The sequence below is a fragment of the Geomonas sp. Red276 genome, from assembly GCF_054784495.1.
Genome location: NZ_BLXW01000008.1, coordinates 118487 through 137823, shown reverse-complemented (window position 1 = coordinate 137823; position 19337 = coordinate 118487). Strand labels below are relative to the sequence as shown.

Sequence of the window (19337 nt, the reverse complement as noted above, 5' to 3'; positions counted from 1 at the left end):
TGTCCTTGGTTTGTATTATCGTCTCCGGTCAGTGCTTCATCCCGGAGTACTTCAGTTTCCCCTTCTTCAGATCCCGCTTCTTCATCAGCACGAAGATCACCGGCGTCATGATCAGCACGTGTACCGCCGAGGAGATCATCCCCCCGATCATGGGGGCCGCAATCGGCTTCATGATGTCGGCGCCGGTACCGGTGGACCACATGATGGGAATGAGGCCGATGAGCGCCACCGCCACCGTCATCAGCTTCGGCCTAAGCCTCAGGACCGCCCCCTCGTAGGTGGCGTCGTAGATGTCCTGTTCGGTGCAGGTTCCATGGATGAGCTTACGGTCCAGCGCCTCGTGCAGGTAGATGACCATGACCACCCCGGTCTCCACCGCGATGCCGTAGAGGGCGATGAAGCCGACCCAGACCGCTACCGACATGTTATACCCCAAAGCCTTCACCAGGTAGACCCCCCCCACCAGGGCGAAGGGGACCGAGAGCATGACCATGCTCGCCTCCAGGGCGGAGTGGAAGGTGAAGTACAGGAGCACGAAGATGATCACCATCCCCGCCGGGACCAGGACCTGGAGCCTCGCTTTGGCGCGCACCTGGTTCTCCCACTGCCCCGACCAGGCGACGTAGTATCCCGGCGGAAGCTTCAGGTTCTTCTCCAGCACCTTCTGGGCCTCGGTCACGAAGCCCCCCATGTCGCGCCCGCGGACGTTCAGGTAGACGAGCGACCTGAGGAGCCCCCCTTCGCTGGCGATCTCGGGCGCGCCGGTGGAGAGCTTCACCTTGGTCACCAGCGAGAGCGGGATCTGGGAGCCGTCCTTGGTCATCACCAGCATCCGCTGGATGGAGGGGATGTCCCCCCGGAGGTCGCGCAGGTAGCGGAGCCTGATCGGGAAGCGGTCGCGCCCCTCCACCGCGGTGGTAAGCTGCATCCCTCCGAGCGCCGTCTCGATCACCCCCTGCACGGTCCCCACGTCGATCCCGTAGCGGGCGGCCGCCTCGCGGTCGACGTCGATGTCCAGGTAGTTGCCGCCGGTCACCCGCTCGGCCACCACGTCCGCCGCCCCCGGCACGGTCTTCAGGATTCCCTCCGCCTGCACGGCGAGATCCTTCAGCACCTCCAGGTCCTTGCCGAAGATCTTCACCCCGAGATCGGTCCGGACCCCGGTGGAGAGCATGTTGATCCGGTTGATGATCGGCTGGGTCCAGCCGTTTCTGACGCCGGGGATCTGGAGCTTGGAGTCGAGCTCCGAGACGATGTCCGCCTTGGTGACGCCGGGGCGCCACTTATCCTTGGGCTTCAGGATGATGATCGACTCGAACATGGAGACCGGCGCCGGGTCGGTGGAGGTCTCCGCGCGCCCCACCTTGCCGAGGACGTAGGCCACCTCCGGCTGCTCCTTGATGATCTTGTCCTGCACCTGGATGATCCTTTTCGCCTCGGTGATGGAGATGTTGGGGAGCGTCACCGGCATGTAGAGGAGGCTTCCCTCGTCCAGAGGGGGCATGAACTCGGAGCCGATGGACAGGAACATCGGGATGGCGATGGCGAGCGCCAGCACGTTCAGCAGGATGGTGGTCTTCTTGTACTTCAAGACCCAGCGGATGACCGGCGAGTAGAGCTTGATGAAGAAGAGCGAGACCGGGTTGGAGCTCTCCGGCGGCATCTTTCCCCGCATGAAGTAGTACATGAGGACCGGCACCAGGGTGATGGCGATGAGCGCCGAGCCGACCATGGAGAAGGTCTTGGTGAAGGCGAGCGGGTGGAAGAGTTTCCCCTCCTGCCCTTCGAGGAGGAAGACCGGCACGAAGGAGAGCACGATGATGGCGAGCGAGAAGAAGATGGCGCGGCCGACCTGCTTGGCGCTCGCGATGATCACCTCGAGCCGCTTCTCCTTGCGCTCCTCAGGCGGCATCTCCGAGAGGTGGCGGTAGCAGTTCTCCACCATGATGACCCCGGCGTCGACGAGCACCCCGATGGCGATGGCGATGCCGCCGAGACTCATGATGTTGGAGGTGACCCCCATGAGCTTCATGGTGATGAAGGAGATGAGGACCGCGACGGGAAGGGTCAGCACGATGACCAGCGCGCTCTGGAAGTGCAGCAGGAAGACCAGCACCACCAGCGACACGACGACGGATTCCTCGGTGAGCGCGTGCTTCAAGGTATGGATGGCCCGCTCGATGAGGTCGGAGCGGTCGTAGCGGGCGGTGATGGTGACGCCGGGGGGAAGCCCCTTGGAGAGCGCGGCGATCTTCTCCTTGACCCGTTCTATGACGTCGTTGGCGTTCTCGCCGTAGCGCATGACGACGATGCCGCCCACCGCCTCCCCGTCGCCGTTCAAGTCGAGGAGTCCGCGCCGGACCGCGCCCCCCAGCTGGACGGTGCCGAGGTTCTTGACGTAGATGGGGGTGCCGAAGACGCCGGAGCCGACCACGATGTTCTCCAGGTCGGATACCGACTTGACGTAGCCGGTGCCGCGGATCAGGTACTCGGCGTCCGCGTGTTCCATGAGGCCGCCGCCGACGTCGTTGTTGGAGCGCTTGATGGCGTTCATGACGTCGTCGGCCGAGACCTTGTAGGAGAAGAGGCGGTTGGGGTCGAGGTCGATCTGGTATTCGCGGACGAAGCCGCCGATGGAGGCCACCTCCGCCACGCCGGGGACCGTGTTCAGCTGGTAGCGGACGAACCAGTCCTGCAGCGTGCGGAGCTGTTCGAGATCGTAGCCTTTCCCCTCGATGGTGTACCAGAAGACGTGGCCGACACCGGTGCCGTCCGGGCCAAGCGTCGGGGTGACGCCGGGGGGAAGGAGCGAGGCTGCGTAGTTGAGGCGCTCCAGCACGCGGGTCCTGGCCCAGTAGATGTCCGCCTTGTCGTCGAAGATCACGTAGATCATCGAATAGCCGAAGGCCGAGGAGGCGCGGACCGCCTTGACCATCGGGAGCCCCTGGAGGTTGACGGCGAGCGGATAGGTGACCTGGTCCTCGACCACCTGGGGAGAGCGGCCGGGGTAGTCGGTGAAGACGATGACCTGGTTATCCGAGAGGTCCGGGATGGCGTCGACCGGGGTGTGGTAGACCGCCCAGATCCCGGCGGCGATGATCAGCGCAAAGACCATCAGGACGACGACCCGGTTGCGGGCGGAATATTCGATGATTTTCTCGATCATAAAAGCCGAACCTTTTGAACGCGGATGACGCGGATTGAGCGGATTTACGCGGATAAACCTTTAAACGCAAAGCCTGGTAAAGGGGAAAATCAAAAGCTAATCAACCTCAAAAGCGCCCTTGGTGTAAACCAACCGTTGGAACTCCGGCTTTCGTCCGAAGTTCAGAAGCAGCCCGACTTGCTTCCTGGTGGCTTTCAGATAGTTCGTAAGTTGTGCTATGTGCTCCTGCCTGAGCGACTCCGCCGCTTTCAATTCCACAATAATGTGGTCGTCGACGACGAGGTCGGCGAAGTAATCGCCCACGACAACGTTTTTGTAAAAAACATGGATGGGGTGTTGAGGAATCACGCTAAACCTGTGCTCAGTCAGTTCCAGAGCCATAGCGTTCAGGTAGACCTTTTCCAGGAAGCCGTACCCGAGGGAGTTATAGACCCTGAAAAAGCAGCCGATGATCCGTTCCGTCTCAGCCTCAAGGAGCATGACACCCTCCCTCAATTATGGGTTTAAGGTGTTCCCTAAAACGTTTTTGCCTTTGCCTGATCCGCGTGAATCCGCTCAATCCGCGTCATCCGCGTTCCAAGGTCTTGGTTTTACATCTTCATATCGTTCATATCCATGCTGTCCTTCTTCTTCCCCGGTGCTGCCGGTGCCGGTGCTGCTCCGGGGGCGGGTTTACCCATGTCCATCCCCGGCATGCTCCCCTGGGTGCCGGGCCCCCCTCTCAACTTGCTTTCCGAGTCGATCAGGTACCCCCCGGTCGCGGCCACCTTCTCCCCGACGCTAAGCCCGGAAAGGATCTGGATCTTGTCGTTGGTCTTCGCCCCGACCTTCACCTCGCGCGGCTCGAAGACGCCGGCACTCTTCTCGACCCAGACCACCTGCCTCATCCCGGTGTCGATCACCGCCTGGGCGGGCACGGTCATGGTGTTCCCCAACGACGACTTGAGCGCCGCGTTCACGAACATGTCCGGCTTCAGCATGAGCCCCGGGTTGTTGAGCTCCACCCTCACCTTCACGGTCCGCGTCTTGGGATCGAGGAAGGGATAGACGAAGGAGACCCTTCCGTTGAAGGTCTTGCCGGGATAGGACTGGGAGGTGATCGCCACCCCTTCCCCCACCTTCACGGAAGGAAAATCGTTCTCGTACACCTCGACCTCCACCCAGACCCGCGACAGATCGGCGATGGAGAAGAGGGGATCCCCCATGTTCACGTACTGCCCCTGCTGCACGATCTTCTCGATGACGATGCCGGAAAGCGGCGTGTAGATCGGGATGCGGATGTTCGGCTCCCCCGACTTCTCCAGCGAGGCGATCTGGCTGTCCTTCACGCCGAGGAGCTTCAGCCGCTGCCGTGCGGAGGCCACCAGCCCCTGCCCTCCCTGCGAGATCGACTGGATCGGGGAGTTCTTCAGCTGATCGCGGCTCTTCAGGGCCAGGAGGTATTCCTGCTGCGCCGCCACCAGGTCCGGCGAGTACAGTTCGGCCACCGGGCGGTCCTTGGAGACGTAGGCCCCGACCGTGTTGATGTGCAGGCGGTCGATCCTGCCGGCGGCCCAGGCGGTGACCTTGGCCTGGCGGGACTGGTCGTACTGGACGATGCCGACCGCGGCGATCTCCTTGTACATCGGGGATTTCTTCACCACCACCGTCTCCACGTTGGCCATAACCTGCTGGGTCGGCGAGAGGGAGACCTGGCCAAGCTGCGCCGCCTGCTGCTTCTGCTCCGGCGTCTGCGCGGTCGCCTCCTGCGCCTGGTTCACCTTCTTTATGAGCTGCATGCCGCAGATCGGGCAGACGCCGGGGGCGTCCTTGATGATGAAGGGATGCATCGGGCAGGTGTAGAGGACCTTGGAGGAGGTCTCCAGCTTGGCGGTGCCGTCTCCCTTGCTCCACCCCGGGACCTTCTGCAGTTTCCCGCTCTTATACATCCAGCTTCCCACCACCAGGGTCAGCGTCACGACGGTCAGGGGAATGGCGATTTTCTTGTTCATGATTGCTATGGCCTCGCTTTCGATCGCGAATTATCAGAATGTTTCCATTAACCTATCGGGTACCGTTCGGCTTTACTCCAGCTCTTTTCCCACCAGCGCCTCCAGCTGCGCCCTCTTCACCTGGTAATCCGCCACCGAGTCGTAGTACTCCCGCTCGTAGTTGAAGAGGGTCACCCGGCTGTCCAAAAGGGTCAGGAAGTCGACCTTGTTGACCCGGTAGCCGATGGTGGCCGACTCCAGCGACTGCTCGGCCTGGGGGATGATGCCGGTCTTGTACAGCTCGATCAGCTTCTTTCTCCGCTCCATCTGGACCAAGAGGTCGGCGATCCCGCTGGAGATGATGTTGCGGGCGGCGTTTAGGTCCTCGGTGGTCATGTTGATCTCCGAGGTGGACTCCGCCTGCAGCGCCTGGCGCCTTTCCTTGCGGACCGGGAGGTTGAAGGTCACCCCCAGCGAATACATGTCGTCGCCGTTACTCCCCATGGCGCGGTCGCGCTGCATGTACTCGAACGAGACGTTGAAATCGGGGTAGGACTCCATCCTGGCGAGCCGGTAGGAGCTCTCCCAGCGCTCGATCATGGTCTTCAGGTTCTTCAGGGCCGGACGGTTCTGCTCCGCCAGGTCGACCAGGGTCTTGGCCGGGGGGAGGTTGTCTTTCAGGACCGGCTCCGGGATGGGCCCCACCGGCTGGGTCGCCGGGCGATAGAGGAGGGAGTTGAGGGCGATCTCCAGCGACTTCCGCTGCTGCTCCAGCGAGATCTGCATGTCGAGCATCTTGGAGCGCTCAAGCTGCGCCTTGTAGACGTCCTGCTGGGCCCCCTGCCCCACCGAGTACTTGGTCTCCGCCAGGGTGATGAAGGTGTCGAGGACCCCGATGTTCTTCAGGACGATGGCCAGCGAACGGTCGGTGAAGTAGAGCTGGTAGTAGGCCTCCTTCACCTGGCGGATCAGCTCCAGCGCCTTCTCCTCGTGGGTGTAGTGAAAGGCCTCCGCCTCCTTGTTGGCGACCTCTTCCCGCAGGGCCCGTTTCCCGAAGAAGGGGAGCTGCTGGGAGATCCCGATCACCTTCTGGGTCATGGCGTCCTTGGAGAAGTTCAGCGGATCGTTGATCAGGCCGTTCTGGATCTTCAGCATCAGCATCGGGTCGTCGAGACTCCCCGCCTGCCGGGCGCGGCTCTTCAAGGTTCCCACGTGGATGGCGGCGGATCTGAGGTCGGGATTATTGGAGATGGCGGCGTCGAGCAGCTTCGGGAGACTCTCCGGCGGCAGGGAGTCCTGGGCGGCGAAGGCCGGCGCGGTCAAGAGCACGAAGAACAGGATGACAACGATTCTGGCAGTCATGGAGACTCCTGGAGGTTCAAACGATCTTCCCTGGACTAGCAACGGGTATGCCAGCAGCGGAAACTACCGAAAGATGGCGGAACTGCGCGAAAGGAGTAAGAGAAAAGAAGAATATCCTACCGGTCGCTGCGGAATATTCTACAAGAGGGGGAAGCCCATGCAAGCCCGCCAGACGACTTTTAGTGGCTAAGGGGGAGGGAAATTCTGAAACAGGCGCCGTTGCCGGAAACGTTCTCGGCGACGATGGTGCCGCCATGCCCCTCGATGATCTTCCGGGTGATGGGGAGCCCCAGCCCGGTGCCGTTTCCCTTGGTGGTGAAGAAGGGCTCGAAGATCTGCGGGAGCGTTTCGGCGGGGATGCCGGGGCCGTTGTCGCAGAAGCGGATGTCGACCGAGTTCCTCTCCTCGTAAAAGAAGGTGGAGATGGTGACCCGGCCTCCGGCGGGCGCGGCCTGGATGCCGTTGAGGATGAGGTTCATGAAAGCCTGCCTGAGCTTTTGTCCGTCGGCGATCACCTCCGGGATATCGGAGGGACGGAGCTCGATGGCGACCCTGCGGGAACGGGCCTCCGCGGAGAGGAGGGTAACGATGTTGGCAAGCTCGTCGTTGATGTTGCAGGGCCCCTTGCCGGTCGGCTCCGGGCGGGCCAGGCGGAGAAAATCTTCCACCACGCCGTTTAGGCGGTCGGATTCCTTCACCAGGATGTCGAGGAACTCGACCCGGTTGTCTTCGGAGGCGCCCCCTTCCATGAGAATCTCCGCGGTGCCGCGGATGGAGGCCAGCGGGTTGCGGATCTCGTGAGCGAGCATGGCGGAAAGCTCACCGAGGGCGGAAAGGCGCTCGGCGCGGCGCAACTGCTCTTCGATCTGGATGATGAGGTCGGATTGGCTCTGCAACTTTTGGTAGGAGGCTTCGAGCCCCTTGGCGGTCTCTTCCAGCTGCTCCCGGCGGGAGCGCTCCTGCTGGGACAGGAAGCCGGTAATCCCCCCGACCACGTTATAGAGGACCACCTCCAGGTACTTCTCCATCTCCATGGCGAGATGTCCGCCCCACTGAAAAAGGATGTGCGGGGCGTAGCAGATGGTGACCAGGATGGCGCAGCCGATCCCCCCCCGGAACCCGAACCAGTAGGCGGAGAGGATGATCGGGATGTAGTAGAGGCGCTGAAAGATGTCGTGCAGCATCGCAAGCCTGAGCGGGGTCAGGTAATGCAGGAGACTGATCCCGACCACGCAGACGAGGAGGGCGACGACTCTGAAGATCTCCGATCGCTTCATTGCGCTCCCGAAACTCCTATTCGACCCAGGAGATACAGGAAACCGGGCAGAGATCGATTGCCTGGGACTGTATATCCTCTTCCGGGGCACCGGCCGGGTTATAGACTTCCGATTTTCTCTGGGGATTGAAACGGAAAACTTCCGGGCAGTTCTTCATGCAGATCCCGCAACTTATACATTCATCCTGGTCGACCCAAGGTTTTCTAGCCACGAACGCTCCTTTCCACTTCACGAAGCTGTGTGTATACACAAGGAGGACACTATACCGCAAATTCATCGGGCATGAACAAATTTTTTCAGTGATCCCGCACGCCTCGAAGTCCCCTCCCCGTCCCCTCCCCATCCTCACCCTGTCCCTCCCCTTGAAGGGGAGGGACAGGGCACCTTTCCCCGTCTACACTACCGCCCCCTCCCCTGGAACCAATGATCACTCGGCTCCTAAGCCCTCTTCCCCTCCTCCACCGGCTCTCCCTCCCCTTCAAGGGGAGGGCTGGGGTGAGGATGGGGTGAAGGAGTCAACCGGGTAATGCTTGCTTTTGCCCGTGCCGGCAGGTATTGGTGAAGTCATCCAGGGAGGCTTCCATGAACAAGTCACTTCCATCCTATTTCAGCGTAGGCGACGGCCCCGCGGTCATCCTTCTCCACTGCACCCTCAGCTCCAAGAACCAGTGGCGAGCGCTGGCCTCCCTTCTCCAGGGGAGCCACCGGGTGATCGCCCTCGACCTCTACGGGTACGGCGACACCCCGATGCCGTCCGTTGCCGCCGCGGATTTCACCCTGGCCGACGAAGCGGAGCTCGTGCGGGCGCTGGCGGACGAGTTGCTGCCGGGAGAACGCTTCCAGCTCGTCGGGCACTCCTACGGGGGAGCGACGGCTCTTTGCTTCAGCCGGCTCTTTCCCGAGCGGGTCACCGGGGTGACCGCTTTCGAGCCGGTCTCCTTCCACCTCCTCCCCGAAGGAGACCCCGCCCTGGCCGGCTCCCGCGACTTCATGCAGCGCATGCGGGACCTGGTTGCCGCCGGGAAGCCGCAAGACGCGGTGGAGGCTTTCGTCGACTACTGGGGCGCCCCCGGCACCTTCGCGGGTTTCCCGGCCCGGGTGCGTAACGACTTCGCGGCACGGGCGGAAAAGCTCGTCTTCGATTTCCACGCCATTACCGGGACCCCCTTCACGATTGACGACTACCGGGAGCTCCCGATGCCGGTCACCGTGATCGCCGGAAGGTCGAGCCGCCCCACCGCCCTCAGGGTCGCCGGTTTGCTGGCCGATTCGGTCACCACCTGCCGCCTGCTGCAGGTCGACACCGGCCACATGGGCCCGGTGAACGATCCCGAGCGGGTCAACCCGGTCATCGCAGAGAGCCTCTCGGCGCGGCTGGAGGGGTAATAATCCGTCATTTATTGACAGAATCGATCCAAACAGGGTACATTACCGCTGGAAATCGCCCACCACTACGCTGACGTACCGCTTATTCTCACCACGCTGAAGTCGGTTGGCCACTGCCTCATCAACTGAAACTACACCATCATGCGGACCCCAGGCGGCACGGGCAGGCGGTATTCCCGGCAGGCCATGGCCTGTGTGCGCATCTAACACCAAGTAAGGAGTAACCCGTGAAGCACCTGTGCGCGCCCCGTCATCACCAGTCGATGTCCGTGCTGCTGCTTGCCCTGCTGGCCTGCCCCCTGGCCCTGACCGGCTGCAAGGAAGAGAAGAAGGCAGCGGCAGCCCAGCAGCTTATGGCCCCCGCCGAGGCGGTCAAGCAGGACACCCCGTCCTCCGCCAAGGCTGCGGCCCCCGCCCCGGCCAATCCGGCCGCCGCCGCTCCTGCCGGCCAGCAACCGGCGGTCGCCGCCGGAGCAGCCGCCATGGGTAACGCCACCAGCGCGAAGGGCCCCAAGAAACCCAAGGGTAAAGGGGCCAAGGGAAGCGCCGAGCAGGCGACCCCCTCCATCAAGTACCGCGCCGGTGAGGACCCCGACTTCGCCGCCCGCAAGGGATGGCCGGTGAAATTCCCCGCTCCGCTTCCGGGCTCCCTCCTTCCCCAGAAGAGGATCGTCGCCTACTACGGCAACCCGCTCTCCAAGAGGATGGGCGCCCTCGGCGAATACCCGAAGCCGGAGATGCTGCAGCGCCTCAAGCGCGAGGTGAGCCGCTGGCAGGCCGCCGACCCCTCCCACCCGGTCCAGCCGGCCCTGCACCTGATCGCCGTCGTGGCCCAGGGTGAGCCGGGCAAGGCGGGGCTCTACCGGATGGTGATGCCGGACAAGATCATCAATGATGTCTACAGCTGGGCCAAGGAGGCCGGTGCCATCCTCTTCATCGACATCCAGACCGGCCACGACAACATCCGCGCCGTGCTGCCGCGCTTCGAGTGGCTGCTGAAGAACCCCGACGTGCACCTCGGGATGGATCCCGAGTTCAACCTGATCAAGAGCAAGGCGCGCCCGGGGAGCAAGATCGGCACCTACGACGCCTCCGACATCAACTACGCCTCGAACTACCTGAAGGACATCGTCAAGAAGTACAACCTTCCCCCCAAGGTGCTGATCGTCCACCGCTTCACCCGCAACGGCGTCACCAACTACCGCAACATAGCCCTGCGGCCGGAGGTCCAGATCGTCATGAACATGGACGGCTGGGGCGCACCGTGGCTCAAGCGCGATTCCTACAAGGACTACATCGTCTCCGAGCCGGTGGAATTGACGGGCTTCAAGCTCTTCTACCACAACGACACCAAGAAGGGTGACGCGCTGCTGACTCCCGCCGAGGTGCTCAAACTGAACCCGAAGCCGCTCTACATCCAGTACCAGTAGGCGCGGCAGGTTTTTAAAAGAGAAAAAGGCGGCTCCGCTCGGCAGATGATCCTAATTCATCCGCCGGCGGAGCCGCCTTTTTGCATTTATAGGATGGTCGTGCGGAACCTAAAAACCTGCCCTCACCCGGCCTTCGGCCACCCTCTCCCCCAAGGGGGGCGAGGGTAAACGCTTGATCCTCGACGCCCCCGTAGGGTGGGCGGCCCCCTGCCCACCAGTCCGACGGTTTCTCCTCCCCAGCAGTCCGACGACTCCCGCGTGGGCACGGGGTGCCCACCCTACGTCTGCCGCTCTAACGTCAGGCCGGCCGGTCGAACTTCATACTCACCTCGCCGACATCGTCGCCGTTGAAACTCCGCTCCACGAAGACCGCCTGCCCATCCATGTCCACCATGATCACCGTCGAACAGCGGGTCCCGTAGCGCTCGCTCTCGATGAAGATCGGCGACAACAGCCGCTCCCATTCGAGCCCCACCCCGGTGTCCGGAAGCTCCTCATCGGGAGCCTTGGTCCGGTCGGCCAGCACCGCGAAGAGCTCCTCCACCGAAGGGTCCTCCCCCGCCAGCACCCGCCCCAGCCCGGCCTTGCCCCGCTCCACCTTGGGCCATGGCGTATCCAGCAGATGATTGCTGATCCCGAAGATGCCGGAGGTAAGGGGAGTGACCAGGTCGCTCTTGTTCGAGTAGTGATAGAGTCCGCAGGCCTCGCCGACCACGAGGTTGAAGCCGCAGTAGGGAACGCCGGCGCCGCGCAGCGCCTGGAGGTAGCGCTCGGCCCCCTTATCCCCGGCGAGGAAATCGGAGACCAGCTTTCCCCGGGTCGGCGCGTCGGGCGGGTGCACGTGCGGCTGGCGATAGTTGGTCAGGGCTGCTATCCGTCCGGTATCGGTCACGCCGAGCCAGGTTCCGCCGTGGAGGAGATCCCGCCCTCCGAAGAGGCCGGGGGCGTCTTGCCAAAGGGAGGCTCTCGCGGTCGGGCGGTCGTAGAACTCGTCGCGGTTGGCGGCTATCACCAACGGATAGCGGGGATGGGCCGAGCAGGCAATCAGGAGGGTGCACATCGGAAGTCGGTCTCGTTTGGTGGTGGTTCCCCCGGCTACGCCAGGGGTCAGAAGTTGAGAATGGAATTGATCGATTTCTGCTGGGCGTCGGTCACGCTGTCGAAGCTCACCCCGACGCCGGGGATGCTTCGGGAGATCCCCCATGGGTGCGACCAGCGGACGGTGGCGGGAATGGGAGTCTGGTCCCTGAACTCGGTGAAGCGGAGCCAGATCTTGTCCCCCTCCTGAAGCTCCTGCATGAAGTGGAGATAGATCCCCCCCTGGGAGATGTTGACGCAGAACGACTTGGTGGATTCCGCGAACCCGGCATCGGTGGAAACGAGGACGTTGAGGACGACCTCACGCCTCTTGTGGCGGCGCAGACACCTGGCCGGAAAGGCACGGCACCTGCTTTCGATGAAGTAGTTGAGGACGGAACCGGTATCGGGAGAAAAGGTCTGCTCAAGCGGGCTCAGGGCGATCTTCCTGTGCTTCTTGTCCCACTTCACCCTCAGGATCGGGAAGATGTTGAAACACTCATAGGCGACCTGCTTCTCTTCCTTGCTGCAACGAACCAGGGTGAGGATGTCTACCAGCAGTCCGTTGATAGGACGGTCCATTGCGATCTCGGCCATCTCGTTGAAAGAGGCCGCTATGTCACACATGACGCCGATTTCGGCGAGGGCCTTACTGTAGGCACTCCCCGCCTCAACGTCATTCACTACGATCAGCACCCTGAGATTTTCCATCCGCGTCTTCTGTCCTGTCTCTTCTTTTCCCTGTGGTTCCGGATCAAAGGCCTTCCGCCGCGACGACCTGCTACACTATAGCGTCTGGCTCTGGAAGGTCAATCGTCATGTTGGCAGCCTCACCGCCCCACGCCGGTGGCAGATACCCATCCATCCCACATCGGCACCACGGCCGTGAACTGAAGGAGATTGGAGTAGGAAAAAGCCTGACTCCCACCTTATACTTGCCTTGATCAGGGAAGGGATGGTATCAACGGTCAACCGTCCGATGGGACGAACCTGGACTCCAGGTCGAGGAAAGAAACGGGGTATTGATGTTCGATCAGCAGCTTTGGACGGGGCTTTTGGGGCTCCTGCCGCTTCTTGTCTACGTGGTGCTCGTTTTCCGCGACGTGGAGATCCTCACCGCCACCGTGATCTCCGTGGTGCTCGGGGCAATCCTCAGCCACCAGAGCGCCCTCTCCTTCGCCGCCGCCCTCGCCAACAGCATGAGCTCCTTCCTCGCCCTGGTCGGCCTCATCATCATGCTCGGACGGGGGCTCGGCGAGGTGCTGAGCGCCACCAGGGTCTCCCACACCATCGTCCACCGCATCATCTTCACGGTCGGGGTCGACAGCGAAAACAAGGCCATCGCCGGCATCATGCTCGCCTGCCTCACCATCGTCGGCCTCCTCGGCACCATGGCGGGGGGCAACGCCATCATCGCCCCCATCGTGCTACCCATCGCCGCCGCCGTCGGCCTCTCCCGGAGCACGGTCGCCATCATCTTCCAGGCGGTCGGCGAGGAGGCGCTGATCCTCGGCCCCTTCACCCCTCCCGTCATCACGCTCCTCGGGCTGACCAAGATATCCTACGGGGCCATGCTCCTCTTCGTCTCCGGTCCGGTGGCGCTGGTAACCATCACCGCGACCTGGTTCATGGTCCGCCGGATCCAGCGCCGGACCAAGGATATCCACCCCTACGAGAAACCGGAAGGAATCGAGCTCTTCCACCCGACCCGGCAAAGCCGCCGCGCAACTCTCGCCTTCGTCGGCTGCTTCCTGGCCGCGGTCATCTACGGCATGGCGGTCAAGGCGCCGACTTCCTTCGTCATCATCATCATGCTCGGGCTTTCGCTGGTCACCGGGTTGGTGGGGGGACTGAAGCTGGATGAGATCCTGAGGCTGGTGATCAAGGGGATGGCGGGAAACGTCGGGCTCTTCCTGCTCTTCCTGCTCCTCGATCCGTTCATCGTGTTCGTCGAGCAGGCGGGGGGATTCGCGGCCCTGGCCAAGCTGATCAGGCCGATGATGGAGTTGGGGGGAAAGCCGGTCATCGTCATCACCGGGGGGCTTTTGGGAGCCTTCGGGATCTCCGGCGCGACGGTGGCCACCCTGAAGCTCCTTCACGAGATGTTCAACCCGCTGCTATCCCGCTACGCCGTCTCGATGCTCGCCTGGTCGCTCGCCCTGGTGGTCGCCACCCGGGTCAACAACTTCGTCTTCCCCGGGGCCAACATGGTGAGTTCGCTCGGCTTCGCCGAGTCCGAGGACCTGAAGTCGATGATAAGAAACGGCTGGCTGGTGGCCACCTGCCAGATCACCCTGCTGATCCTCTTCAGCCTCTTATTCGCCTAACCCTTCCGTAGGGTGGGCACCCCGTGCCCGCGCGGAAACGGATCAAAAAGGGGACTGGCTCCGCCAGGTGCCTGTCCCCCTTGTCCGACCGTTCCCCCTCGAATCTTTTACTTCCCCGGCTTCGAAGAGGTGATGGCGGTGATGACCACGGTGAGATCACCCGCGGGACGCTTCACGGTCACCTCGTCATCCACCTTCTTCCCCAACAGGGCCTTGCCGACCGGGGAGTCGACGCTGATCCTTCCGAGGCTTACGTCGAACTCGTCGGGCCCCACCAGTTGGTAGCAGCGCTCGTCGCCGTTCTCGTCCTCGTAGGTCACCCAGCAGCCGAAGCTGACCGAGGTGGGATTGAGCGGCGGATAGACCACCTTCACCACCTTCAGCCGGTCCCCCAGGTGCTTCAGCTCCCGGTCGATCTCCCTCAGACGCTTCTTGGAATAGATATACTCGGCGTTCTCCGAGCGATCCCCTTCGGCGGCGGCGTCCGCCATGTTCTTCACCATCCGTGGGCGTTCGGTCTCCCAGAGAAAGTCGTAGCGTTCCTGTAATTTCTTGCGCCCTTCGGCGCTGATCATGTTGGTCATCGTATGGCTGTTACTCCGTTATTTCGTTTCGCCGGAAGGCTGGGCCGGCGCGGCGGGAGGGATTGCCGGAACCGCGGCCGGCTCGCCCGCCGCTCCCTCGGCCACCGCCGGGGGAACCTGCCCGCCACCCGCCGGGGTGGCCGGAAGTTCGGCCGGAAGCGCGGTCTCAGGATTGGCCGCCGGAGGAGTCGGCTGGGCTACGGGTGCCCCGAGGGTACCCCCGTCCGGCGAGATGGCCGGCGGAGGATTAGCCGCGCCCTCGGAGGAGAGGGTGGGAGGAGGCGACGCGGGTGCGGTGGCGGCCTTGGTGGAGCGCTGCTCTTCATCCTCCGATTCGCGGGAGGCGTTCTGCTCGCCCGTGCAGATCTCGTCCTGGGCCATCTCCAGCACCGACTCGGGGGGGACCGGCTCGAAGACCGGTTCGCCCGAGGCGAGCGTCTTGCCGAGCTCCCTTCTCCCCTTGTCGAACATGATGGTCCCGCGCACCCGGTAACTCGACACCGCGCAGTCGAGCTCGTAGTTGGTCAGGATGTAGGCGAGGTTCGAGATGTTGTACTCCCTGCGGTAGTACTCCTTGTCCTTGGCGACCGACTTGATCCAGAAGACGTAGACGTTGTCGGGAAGCGGGTGAACCGACTTGCGGTCCAGGTAGTACTTTAGGTCGCCATCCTCGGCAAAGTTGTACCAGCGCTCCTCCCCGTAGGTCAGACCGCTCCACGCCATCAGCAGCAACATCGACAACGTTATCGTCCGGACGTTCATGCCACCCTCCTGTGGGCAAATGAAGCAGGGGCTTATGCGGGGCTCATGATAGACCACTTTGGTGGTGAACGCAACCTTCGCTCCCTTGTTTGTCATCCCCTCGCCCCTCTCATTCTATACCCTCGCCCCTTCAGGGGAGAGGGTGGCCGCAGTCCGGGTGAGGGAAGATTCTAAAGAGGGTCAGGGTGAGGGAGTTTTCTAATGGTCCTCGTGGCGGTACTGCTTGAGGGATTTCTGGTAGGTCTGCTGGATCTCGTTGGGAGGGCCCTGCTTGATGTAGTCGACGCACTTCCGGACCAGGAAGACGGTCACCAGGAATACGGCCACGACGAGGATCCCCCGCACCGCCTTCTCCCTTTTGGTGAGCGGCTCGGGGGGAGGGGGCTCGGCGAACCCGAAGTCGCGGCGGTCGGCGCGGTCGCGCAGGAAGGCCATCTGGGTGGCCGAGATGTGCTGGAACAGCAGGTCGCGGTCGTGCTCGGCCAGCATGACGAACGACATCCCGGCCCGGCACCCGGCCTTCCCCCTGACCTTGGCAGGTATCACGTGGATCACCCGGGCCACCGTGTGGATCAGCCGGGGAGGCGACAACGGGAGGTGGATCTCCATCGCCACCAGGTCGTCCGGGTAGGCATGGTGGGCGAGGAGCAAGGCGAGCCCTCCGCCGCCCAGGTTGACCTCCCAGTTCGGCAGGTCGCGCCACTCGAGCGGGACCGTGGGGCGATAGCGGGCCCGATGGGCGGCGATGACCACCTCGTCGAACCCCTGGAACTTCATCTGCTCGATCTCGCGGCGCTGCTTCCAGTCGGCCTCGACGGAGCCGTAGGCGGCCTCCTTGATGATGGCGTACTTTATCCGCAGGTCGAGGTTGATGCGGAAGAACTGGCGCCGCTCCTTGAGAGTGAAGGGACCGAACAGCCGGATCCGCAGCACCTTCTCGCTCTGCTTGTGGACGATGATCCCGCTGCAGGTGTAGAGCTCGTTCTTGATCCGGATGCTGACGTCGAGGATGTACCCCTGGTCGATGTGCACCTCGGCCGGGAGGACGTCGCGGGAGATCTGGACCAGCAACTCGTCCCCTTGGAACTCCCCCACCACCGCCCAGTCCCGGAAGACCCCGCCACCGGAGAGCGGGATGCCGACCTCGATGCGGGACCCGGGGCTCAGGAATTCCCGATAAGCGTCGTAGTAATTCTCCACCATGGCTGCTCCCGGCTCATAACAACAGCGGCATCGTCCATATCATTAAACTGCACGACGGCGTGATTGCAACAGGTTACCGGAAGAAAAGGGGCTTCGACGCCATTTTCATGAAGGAAAGCCCTTGACTCTTCCCGAGCCTGTGCTATCACAGGATGGTCCAAGTTTTCTCATTTAATTTAACAAGGGAGGTATTCATCATGAAAAATCATGTGGCGAAGGCAGCGGCTCTCATCCTGGTTCTGGCGGCATCGAGCGCTATGGCGGTTCCCGCCGGTAAGTCCGTGGAGTGGCAGACCTCCAACGGCAAGGTGGTGTTCAGCGGCGACGTGCACGCCAAAAAGGGTTTCAAATGTGCCGACTGCCACTCCAAGATCTTCAAGATGAAAAAAGGTGCCGATCCGATCAAGATGTCCGACATCTACGCCGGCAAGTACTGCGGTGAGTGCCACAACGGCAAGAAAGCCTTCAAAGCGATGGGCAACTGCGCCAAGTGCCACAAGAAGTAAATCTTTCGAAATGCGCCCCGGCTCTGCTATAGTAGCCGGGGCGCGCACCCTGCCCAGGGGGCGTGCCAGTTGAAGGCGCCGCTGACGGCAGGAGTTGAGCAGTTCCCTCCTCGATTCCCCCAGCCGGCCCGCGCCGGCCCCCGCGCAACGATTCGCGCCGCCAGCCGGGCAGGACGGCGGTGTCCATCGCCCCCATAATCCAAAAATCCGACATATAAACGACGCAAGGAGAGTAGCCATGAGCGTTACCAAGAGATCGGTCTGCCCGTTCGACTGCCCGGACACCTGCGGCCTGTTGGTCGAGGTCGAGGGGGGGCGGGCGGTGGCGGTCAAAGGCGACCCCGACCACCCGTACACCCGCGGCTCCCTCTGTCCGAAGATGCTCCACTACGAAAAGAGCGTGCACTCGCCGCTGCGGCTCACCACCCCGCTCAAGAGAACGGGAGCCAAGGGGGCAGGTGAGTTCGCCCCCATCTCCTGGGACGAGGCGGTGGCAACCATCGCCGGGCGCTGGCAGGAGATCATCGCCACCCACGGCGCCGAGGCGATCCTCCCCTACTCCTACGCCGGGACCATGGGGATCGTGCAGCGAAACGCCGGGCATCCCTTCTTCCACCGCCTGGGAGCCTCCCGCCTGGACCGCACCATCTGCTCTCCCGCCAAGGGGGCCGGTTGGCAGGCGGTGATGGGGAAGACGCCGACCCCGCATCCCGACAGCGCCGGCAAGAGCGATCTCCTCATCCTCTGGGGGATCAACGCCGCCGCCACCAGCATCCATTTCCTCAACGCGGTCCGGGAGGTCAGGCAGCGGGGAGGCGAGGTCTGGCTGATCGACACCTACCGGACCCCGACCGCGGCCGCCGCCGACCGCACCATCCTGGTCCGCCCCGGAAGCGACGCCGCGCTGGCCCTCGGGATCATGCACGTGCTCGCCCGCGAGGGGCTCGTGAACGAGCGGTTCGTGGCCGAGAGCGTCCTCGGCTACCGTGAGTTCCGGCGCGAGGTGCTCGGCACCTTCACCCTCGCCGAGGCGTCCCGGCTCACCGGCCTCTCCGTCGCCACCATCGAGGAGCTGGCCCGCGGCTACGCGGCGGCCCGGGCCCCCTTCATCCGGATCGGGAGCGGACTTTCCCGCTACGGCAACGGCGCCATGACGGTGCGCTGCATCGCCTGCCTTCCGGCGCTGGTGGGGGCCTGGGAGCACGACGGGGGAGGAGCCTTCCCCGACACCTCCACCGGCGGAGCCTTCGCCATGGAGCACGTCCTGCGCGAGGACTTCATCACCACTCCCACCCGCATCGTCAACATGAACCGGCTCGGGGAAGCGCTGAACGGGCTGAATGATCCCCCCGTGATGAGCCTCTACGTCTACCACTCGAACCCGGCGGCGGTGACCCCGGACCAAAACGCCGTCCTCAAGGGGCTTTCCCGCGACGACCTCTTCACCGTGGTACACGAGCGCTTCCTGACCGACACCGCCCGCTACGCCGACATCGTCCTCCCCGCCACCTCGTCGCTGGAGCATAGCGACATCTACCGCGCCTACGGGACCTACTGCATCCAGAGGGCCCGTGCCGCCGTCGATCCGTTGGGAGAGAGCAAGTCCAACTGGGAGGTCTTCTCCCTTTTGGCGAAGGCCTTGGGCTTCGAGGAGGAGCCGTTCACCCTGACCGCCGACCGGCTGATCGACCGCCTGCTGGAGCTTCCGTCGCCCTTTAGGGAGGGGATCGACACCCGGGCGCTGGCCGAGGGGAAGGGGGTGGAGCTGACCGTCCAACGCGACGGAGGGTATCTCACCCCCTCCGGCAAGATCGAGATCCTCAACGGGAGCCTTCCGGAGCCGCTCCCCTGCTACCTTCCGACCCACGAGGAGGAGGGGAAACTCCCCTTCCGGCTGATGACCGCCCCCAACCCGTTCGCCCTCAACGCGACCTTCTACGACCAGCCTGAGCTGCGGGAGAAGCAGGGGGGGATGCGCCTGCAGATGAACCCCTCCGACGCCCACGCCCGCGGCCTCAAGCAGGGGGAGCGGGTGGTGGCCTTCAACGAGCTCGGCGAGGTCCCCTTCTTCCTGGACGCCACCGACCGGGTCCCCCCCGGGGTGGTGGTGGCCGAGGGGGTCTGGTGGATCGCCTACGCCCCGGGAAACCGCTCGGTGAACGCCCTCACCTCCCAGCGGCTGACCGACCAGGGGGGCGGGAGCACCTTCTACGACAACCGGGTGGACGTCCGCCCCGAGTAGCTCCTCCCCGTCCCAAACGCCGCCCGGGCCCTCTCCTTGGGGGAG

The 19337-nt window shown here is 63.4% G+C and carries 16 protein-coding genes; 5 read left to right on the top strand and 11 right to left on the bottom strand.

The annotated features are described in order from the left end of the window. Positions 1–28: 28 nt before the first annotated feature. The 6 genes from ACYVL5_RS08020 to ACYVL5_RS07995 form a co-directional block, all read right to left on the bottom strand. Positions 29–3166, bottom strand: coding sequence for an efflux RND transporter permease subunit (locus tag ACYVL5_RS08020; protein WP_460595039.1), 3138 nt, complete (start codon positions 3164–3166; stop codon positions 29–31). Positions 3167–3262: 96 nt separating this feature from the next. Further along, positions 3263–3646 (bottom strand): GxxExxY protein, encoded by a 384-nt coding sequence (locus tag ACYVL5_RS08015; RefSeq protein WP_460595038.1) that lies wholly within the window; start codon positions 3644–3646, stop codon positions 3263–3265. 110 nt (positions 3647–3756) lie between these two features. Next, a complete protein-coding gene (locus ACYVL5_RS08010; protein ID WP_460595037.1) occupies positions 3757–5157 on the bottom strand; it encodes an efflux RND transporter periplasmic adaptor subunit in 1401 nt (466 codons plus the stop codon). A gap of 72 nt (positions 5158–5229) precedes the next feature. Continuing rightward, positions 5230–6498, bottom strand: coding sequence for a TolC family protein (locus ACYVL5_RS08005; protein ID WP_460595036.1), 1269 nt, complete (start codon positions 6496–6498; stop codon positions 5230–5232). A gap of 179 nt (positions 6499–6677) precedes the next feature. Further along, positions 6678–7775, bottom strand: coding sequence for a two-component system sensor histidine kinase NtrB (locus ACYVL5_RS08000; protein WP_460595035.1), 1098 nt, complete (start codon positions 7773–7775; stop codon positions 6678–6680). Between the two features lie 16 nt (positions 7776–7791). Beyond that, the gene (locus ACYVL5_RS07995; RefSeq protein WP_460595034.1) at positions 7792–7986 is read right to left on the bottom strand and encodes a ferredoxin; all 195 of its coding nucleotides are present in this window, start codon (positions 7984–7986) and stop codon (positions 7792–7794) included. 371 nt (positions 7987–8357) lie between these two features. Between ACYVL5_RS07995 and ACYVL5_RS07990 the strand changes: the two genes are divergently transcribed. After that, the gene (locus tag ACYVL5_RS07990) at positions 8358–9161 is read left to right on the top strand and encodes an alpha/beta fold hydrolase (protein WP_460595033.1); all 804 of its coding nucleotides are present in this window, start codon (positions 8358–8360) and stop codon (positions 9159–9161) included. 227 nt (positions 9162–9388) lie between these two features. Then, positions 9389–10591 carry a hypothetical protein gene (locus ACYVL5_RS07985; protein ID WP_460595032.1) on the top strand — a complete coding sequence of 401 codons (1203 nt, stop codon included), beginning with the start codon at positions 9389–9391 and terminating at the stop codon, positions 10589–10591. A gap of 298 nt (positions 10592–10889) precedes the next feature. On the opposite strand, the gene ACYVL5_RS07980 is transcribed toward ACYVL5_RS07985, so the two are convergent. After that, positions 10890–11651 (bottom strand): NRDE family protein, encoded by a 762-nt coding sequence (locus ACYVL5_RS07980; RefSeq protein ID WP_460595031.1) that lies wholly within the window; start codon positions 11649–11651, stop codon positions 10890–10892. Positions 11652–11698: 47 nt separating this feature from the next. Further along, complete coding sequence (locus tag ACYVL5_RS07975; RefSeq protein ID WP_460595030.1) at positions 11699–12379, bottom strand: PilZ domain-containing protein; 681 nt, start codon at positions 12377–12379, stop codon at positions 11699–11701. A 314-nt stretch (positions 12380–12693) separates the two neighbouring features. Here ACYVL5_RS07975 and ACYVL5_RS07970 point away from each other — a divergent pair, with 314 nt between their 5' ends. Further along, positions 12694–13995, top strand: coding sequence for a transporter permease (locus tag ACYVL5_RS07970; RefSeq protein WP_460595029.1), 1302 nt, complete (start codon positions 12694–12696; stop codon positions 13993–13995). Between the two features lie 107 nt (positions 13996–14102). Here ACYVL5_RS07970 and ACYVL5_RS07965 read toward each other — a convergent pair whose 3' ends face one another. The 3 genes from ACYVL5_RS07965 to ACYVL5_RS07955 form a co-directional block, all read right to left on the bottom strand. Continuing rightward, positions 14103–14579: a GreA/GreB family elongation factor gene (locus tag ACYVL5_RS07965; RefSeq protein ID WP_460595028.1), complete on the bottom strand. Its 477-nt coding sequence runs from the start codon at positions 14577–14579 to the stop codon at positions 14103–14105. A gap of 18 nt (positions 14580–14597) precedes the next feature. Further along, complete coding sequence (locus ACYVL5_RS07960; protein WP_460595027.1) at positions 14598–15341, bottom strand: surface-adhesin E family protein; 744 nt, start codon at positions 15339–15341, stop codon at positions 14598–14600. A 198-nt stretch (positions 15342–15539) separates the two neighbouring features. After that, positions 15540–16544 (bottom strand): PilZ-like domain-containing protein, encoded by a 1005-nt coding sequence (locus tag ACYVL5_RS07955; protein WP_460595026.1) that lies wholly within the window; start codon positions 16542–16544, stop codon positions 15540–15542. 197 nt (positions 16545–16741) lie between these two features. Between ACYVL5_RS07955 and ACYVL5_RS07950 the strand changes: the two genes are divergently transcribed. Together ACYVL5_RS07950 and ACYVL5_RS07945 are read left to right on the top strand one after the other, a co-directional pair. Next, on the top strand, positions 16742–17050 hold the full coding sequence (locus tag ACYVL5_RS07950; protein ID WP_460595025.1) for a cytochrome c3 family protein: 309 nt from the start codon (positions 16742–16744) through the stop codon (positions 17048–17050). A gap of 238 nt (positions 17051–17288) precedes the next feature. Continuing rightward, complete coding sequence (locus tag ACYVL5_RS07945; protein WP_460595024.1) at positions 17289–19292, top strand: molybdopterin oxidoreductase family protein; 2004 nt, start codon at positions 17289–17291, stop codon at positions 19290–19292. Positions 19293–19337 lie beyond the last annotated feature (45 nt).

What these genes read in the sequence shown, in the direction of transcription:
- ACYVL5_RS08020 (WP_460595039.1), bottom strand. Translation starts at nt 3,166, where the DNA reads ATGATCGAGAAAATCATCGAATATTCCGCCCGCAACCGGGTCGTCGTC.
- ACYVL5_RS08015 (WP_460595038.1), bottom strand. Translation starts at nt 3,646, where the DNA reads ATGCTCCTTGAGGCTGAGACGGAACGGATCATCGGCTGCTTTTTCAGG.
- ACYVL5_RS08010 (WP_460595037.1), bottom strand. Translation starts at nt 5,157, where the DNA reads ATGAACAAGAAAATCGCCATTCCCCTGACCGTCGTGACGCTGACCCTG.
- ACYVL5_RS08005 (WP_460595036.1), bottom strand. Translation starts at nt 6,498, where the DNA reads ATGACTGCCAGAATCGTTGTCATCCTGTTCTTCGTGCTCTTGACCGCG.
- ACYVL5_RS08000 (WP_460595035.1), bottom strand. Translation starts at nt 7,775, where the DNA reads ATGAAGCGATCGGAGATCTTCAGAGTCGTCGCCCTCCTCGTCTGCGTG.
- ACYVL5_RS07990 (WP_460595033.1), top strand. Translation starts at nt 8,358, where the DNA reads ATGAACAAGTCACTTCCATCCTATTTCAGCGTAGGCGACGGCCCCGCG.
- ACYVL5_RS07980 (WP_460595031.1), bottom strand. Translation starts at nt 11,651, where the DNA reads ATGTGCACCCTCCTGATTGCCTGCTCGGCCCATCCCCGCTATCCGTTG.
- ACYVL5_RS07975 (WP_460595030.1), bottom strand. Translation starts at nt 12,379, where the DNA reads ATGGAAAATCTCAGGGTGCTGATCGTAGTGAATGACGTTGAGGCGGGG.
- ACYVL5_RS07970 (WP_460595029.1), top strand. Translation starts at nt 12,694, where the DNA reads ATGTTCGATCAGCAGCTTTGGACGGGGCTTTTGGGGCTCCTGCCGCTT.
- ACYVL5_RS07965 (WP_460595028.1), bottom strand. Translation starts at nt 14,579, where the DNA reads ATGACCAACATGATCAGCGCCGAAGGGCGCAAGAAATTACAGGAACGC.
- ACYVL5_RS07960 (WP_460595027.1), bottom strand. Translation starts at nt 15,341, where the DNA reads ATGAACGTCCGGACGATAACGTTGTCGATGTTGCTGCTGATGGCGTGG.
- ACYVL5_RS07955 (WP_460595026.1), bottom strand. Translation starts at nt 16,544, where the DNA reads ATGGTGGAGAATTACTACGACGCTTATCGGGAATTCCTGAGCCCCGGG.
- ACYVL5_RS07950 (WP_460595025.1), top strand. Translation starts at nt 16,742, where the DNA reads ATGAAAAATCATGTGGCGAAGGCAGCGGCTCTCATCCTGGTTCTGGCG.
- ACYVL5_RS07945 (WP_460595024.1), top strand. Translation starts at nt 17,289, where the DNA reads ATGAGCGTTACCAAGAGATCGGTCTGCCCGTTCGACTGCCCGGACACC.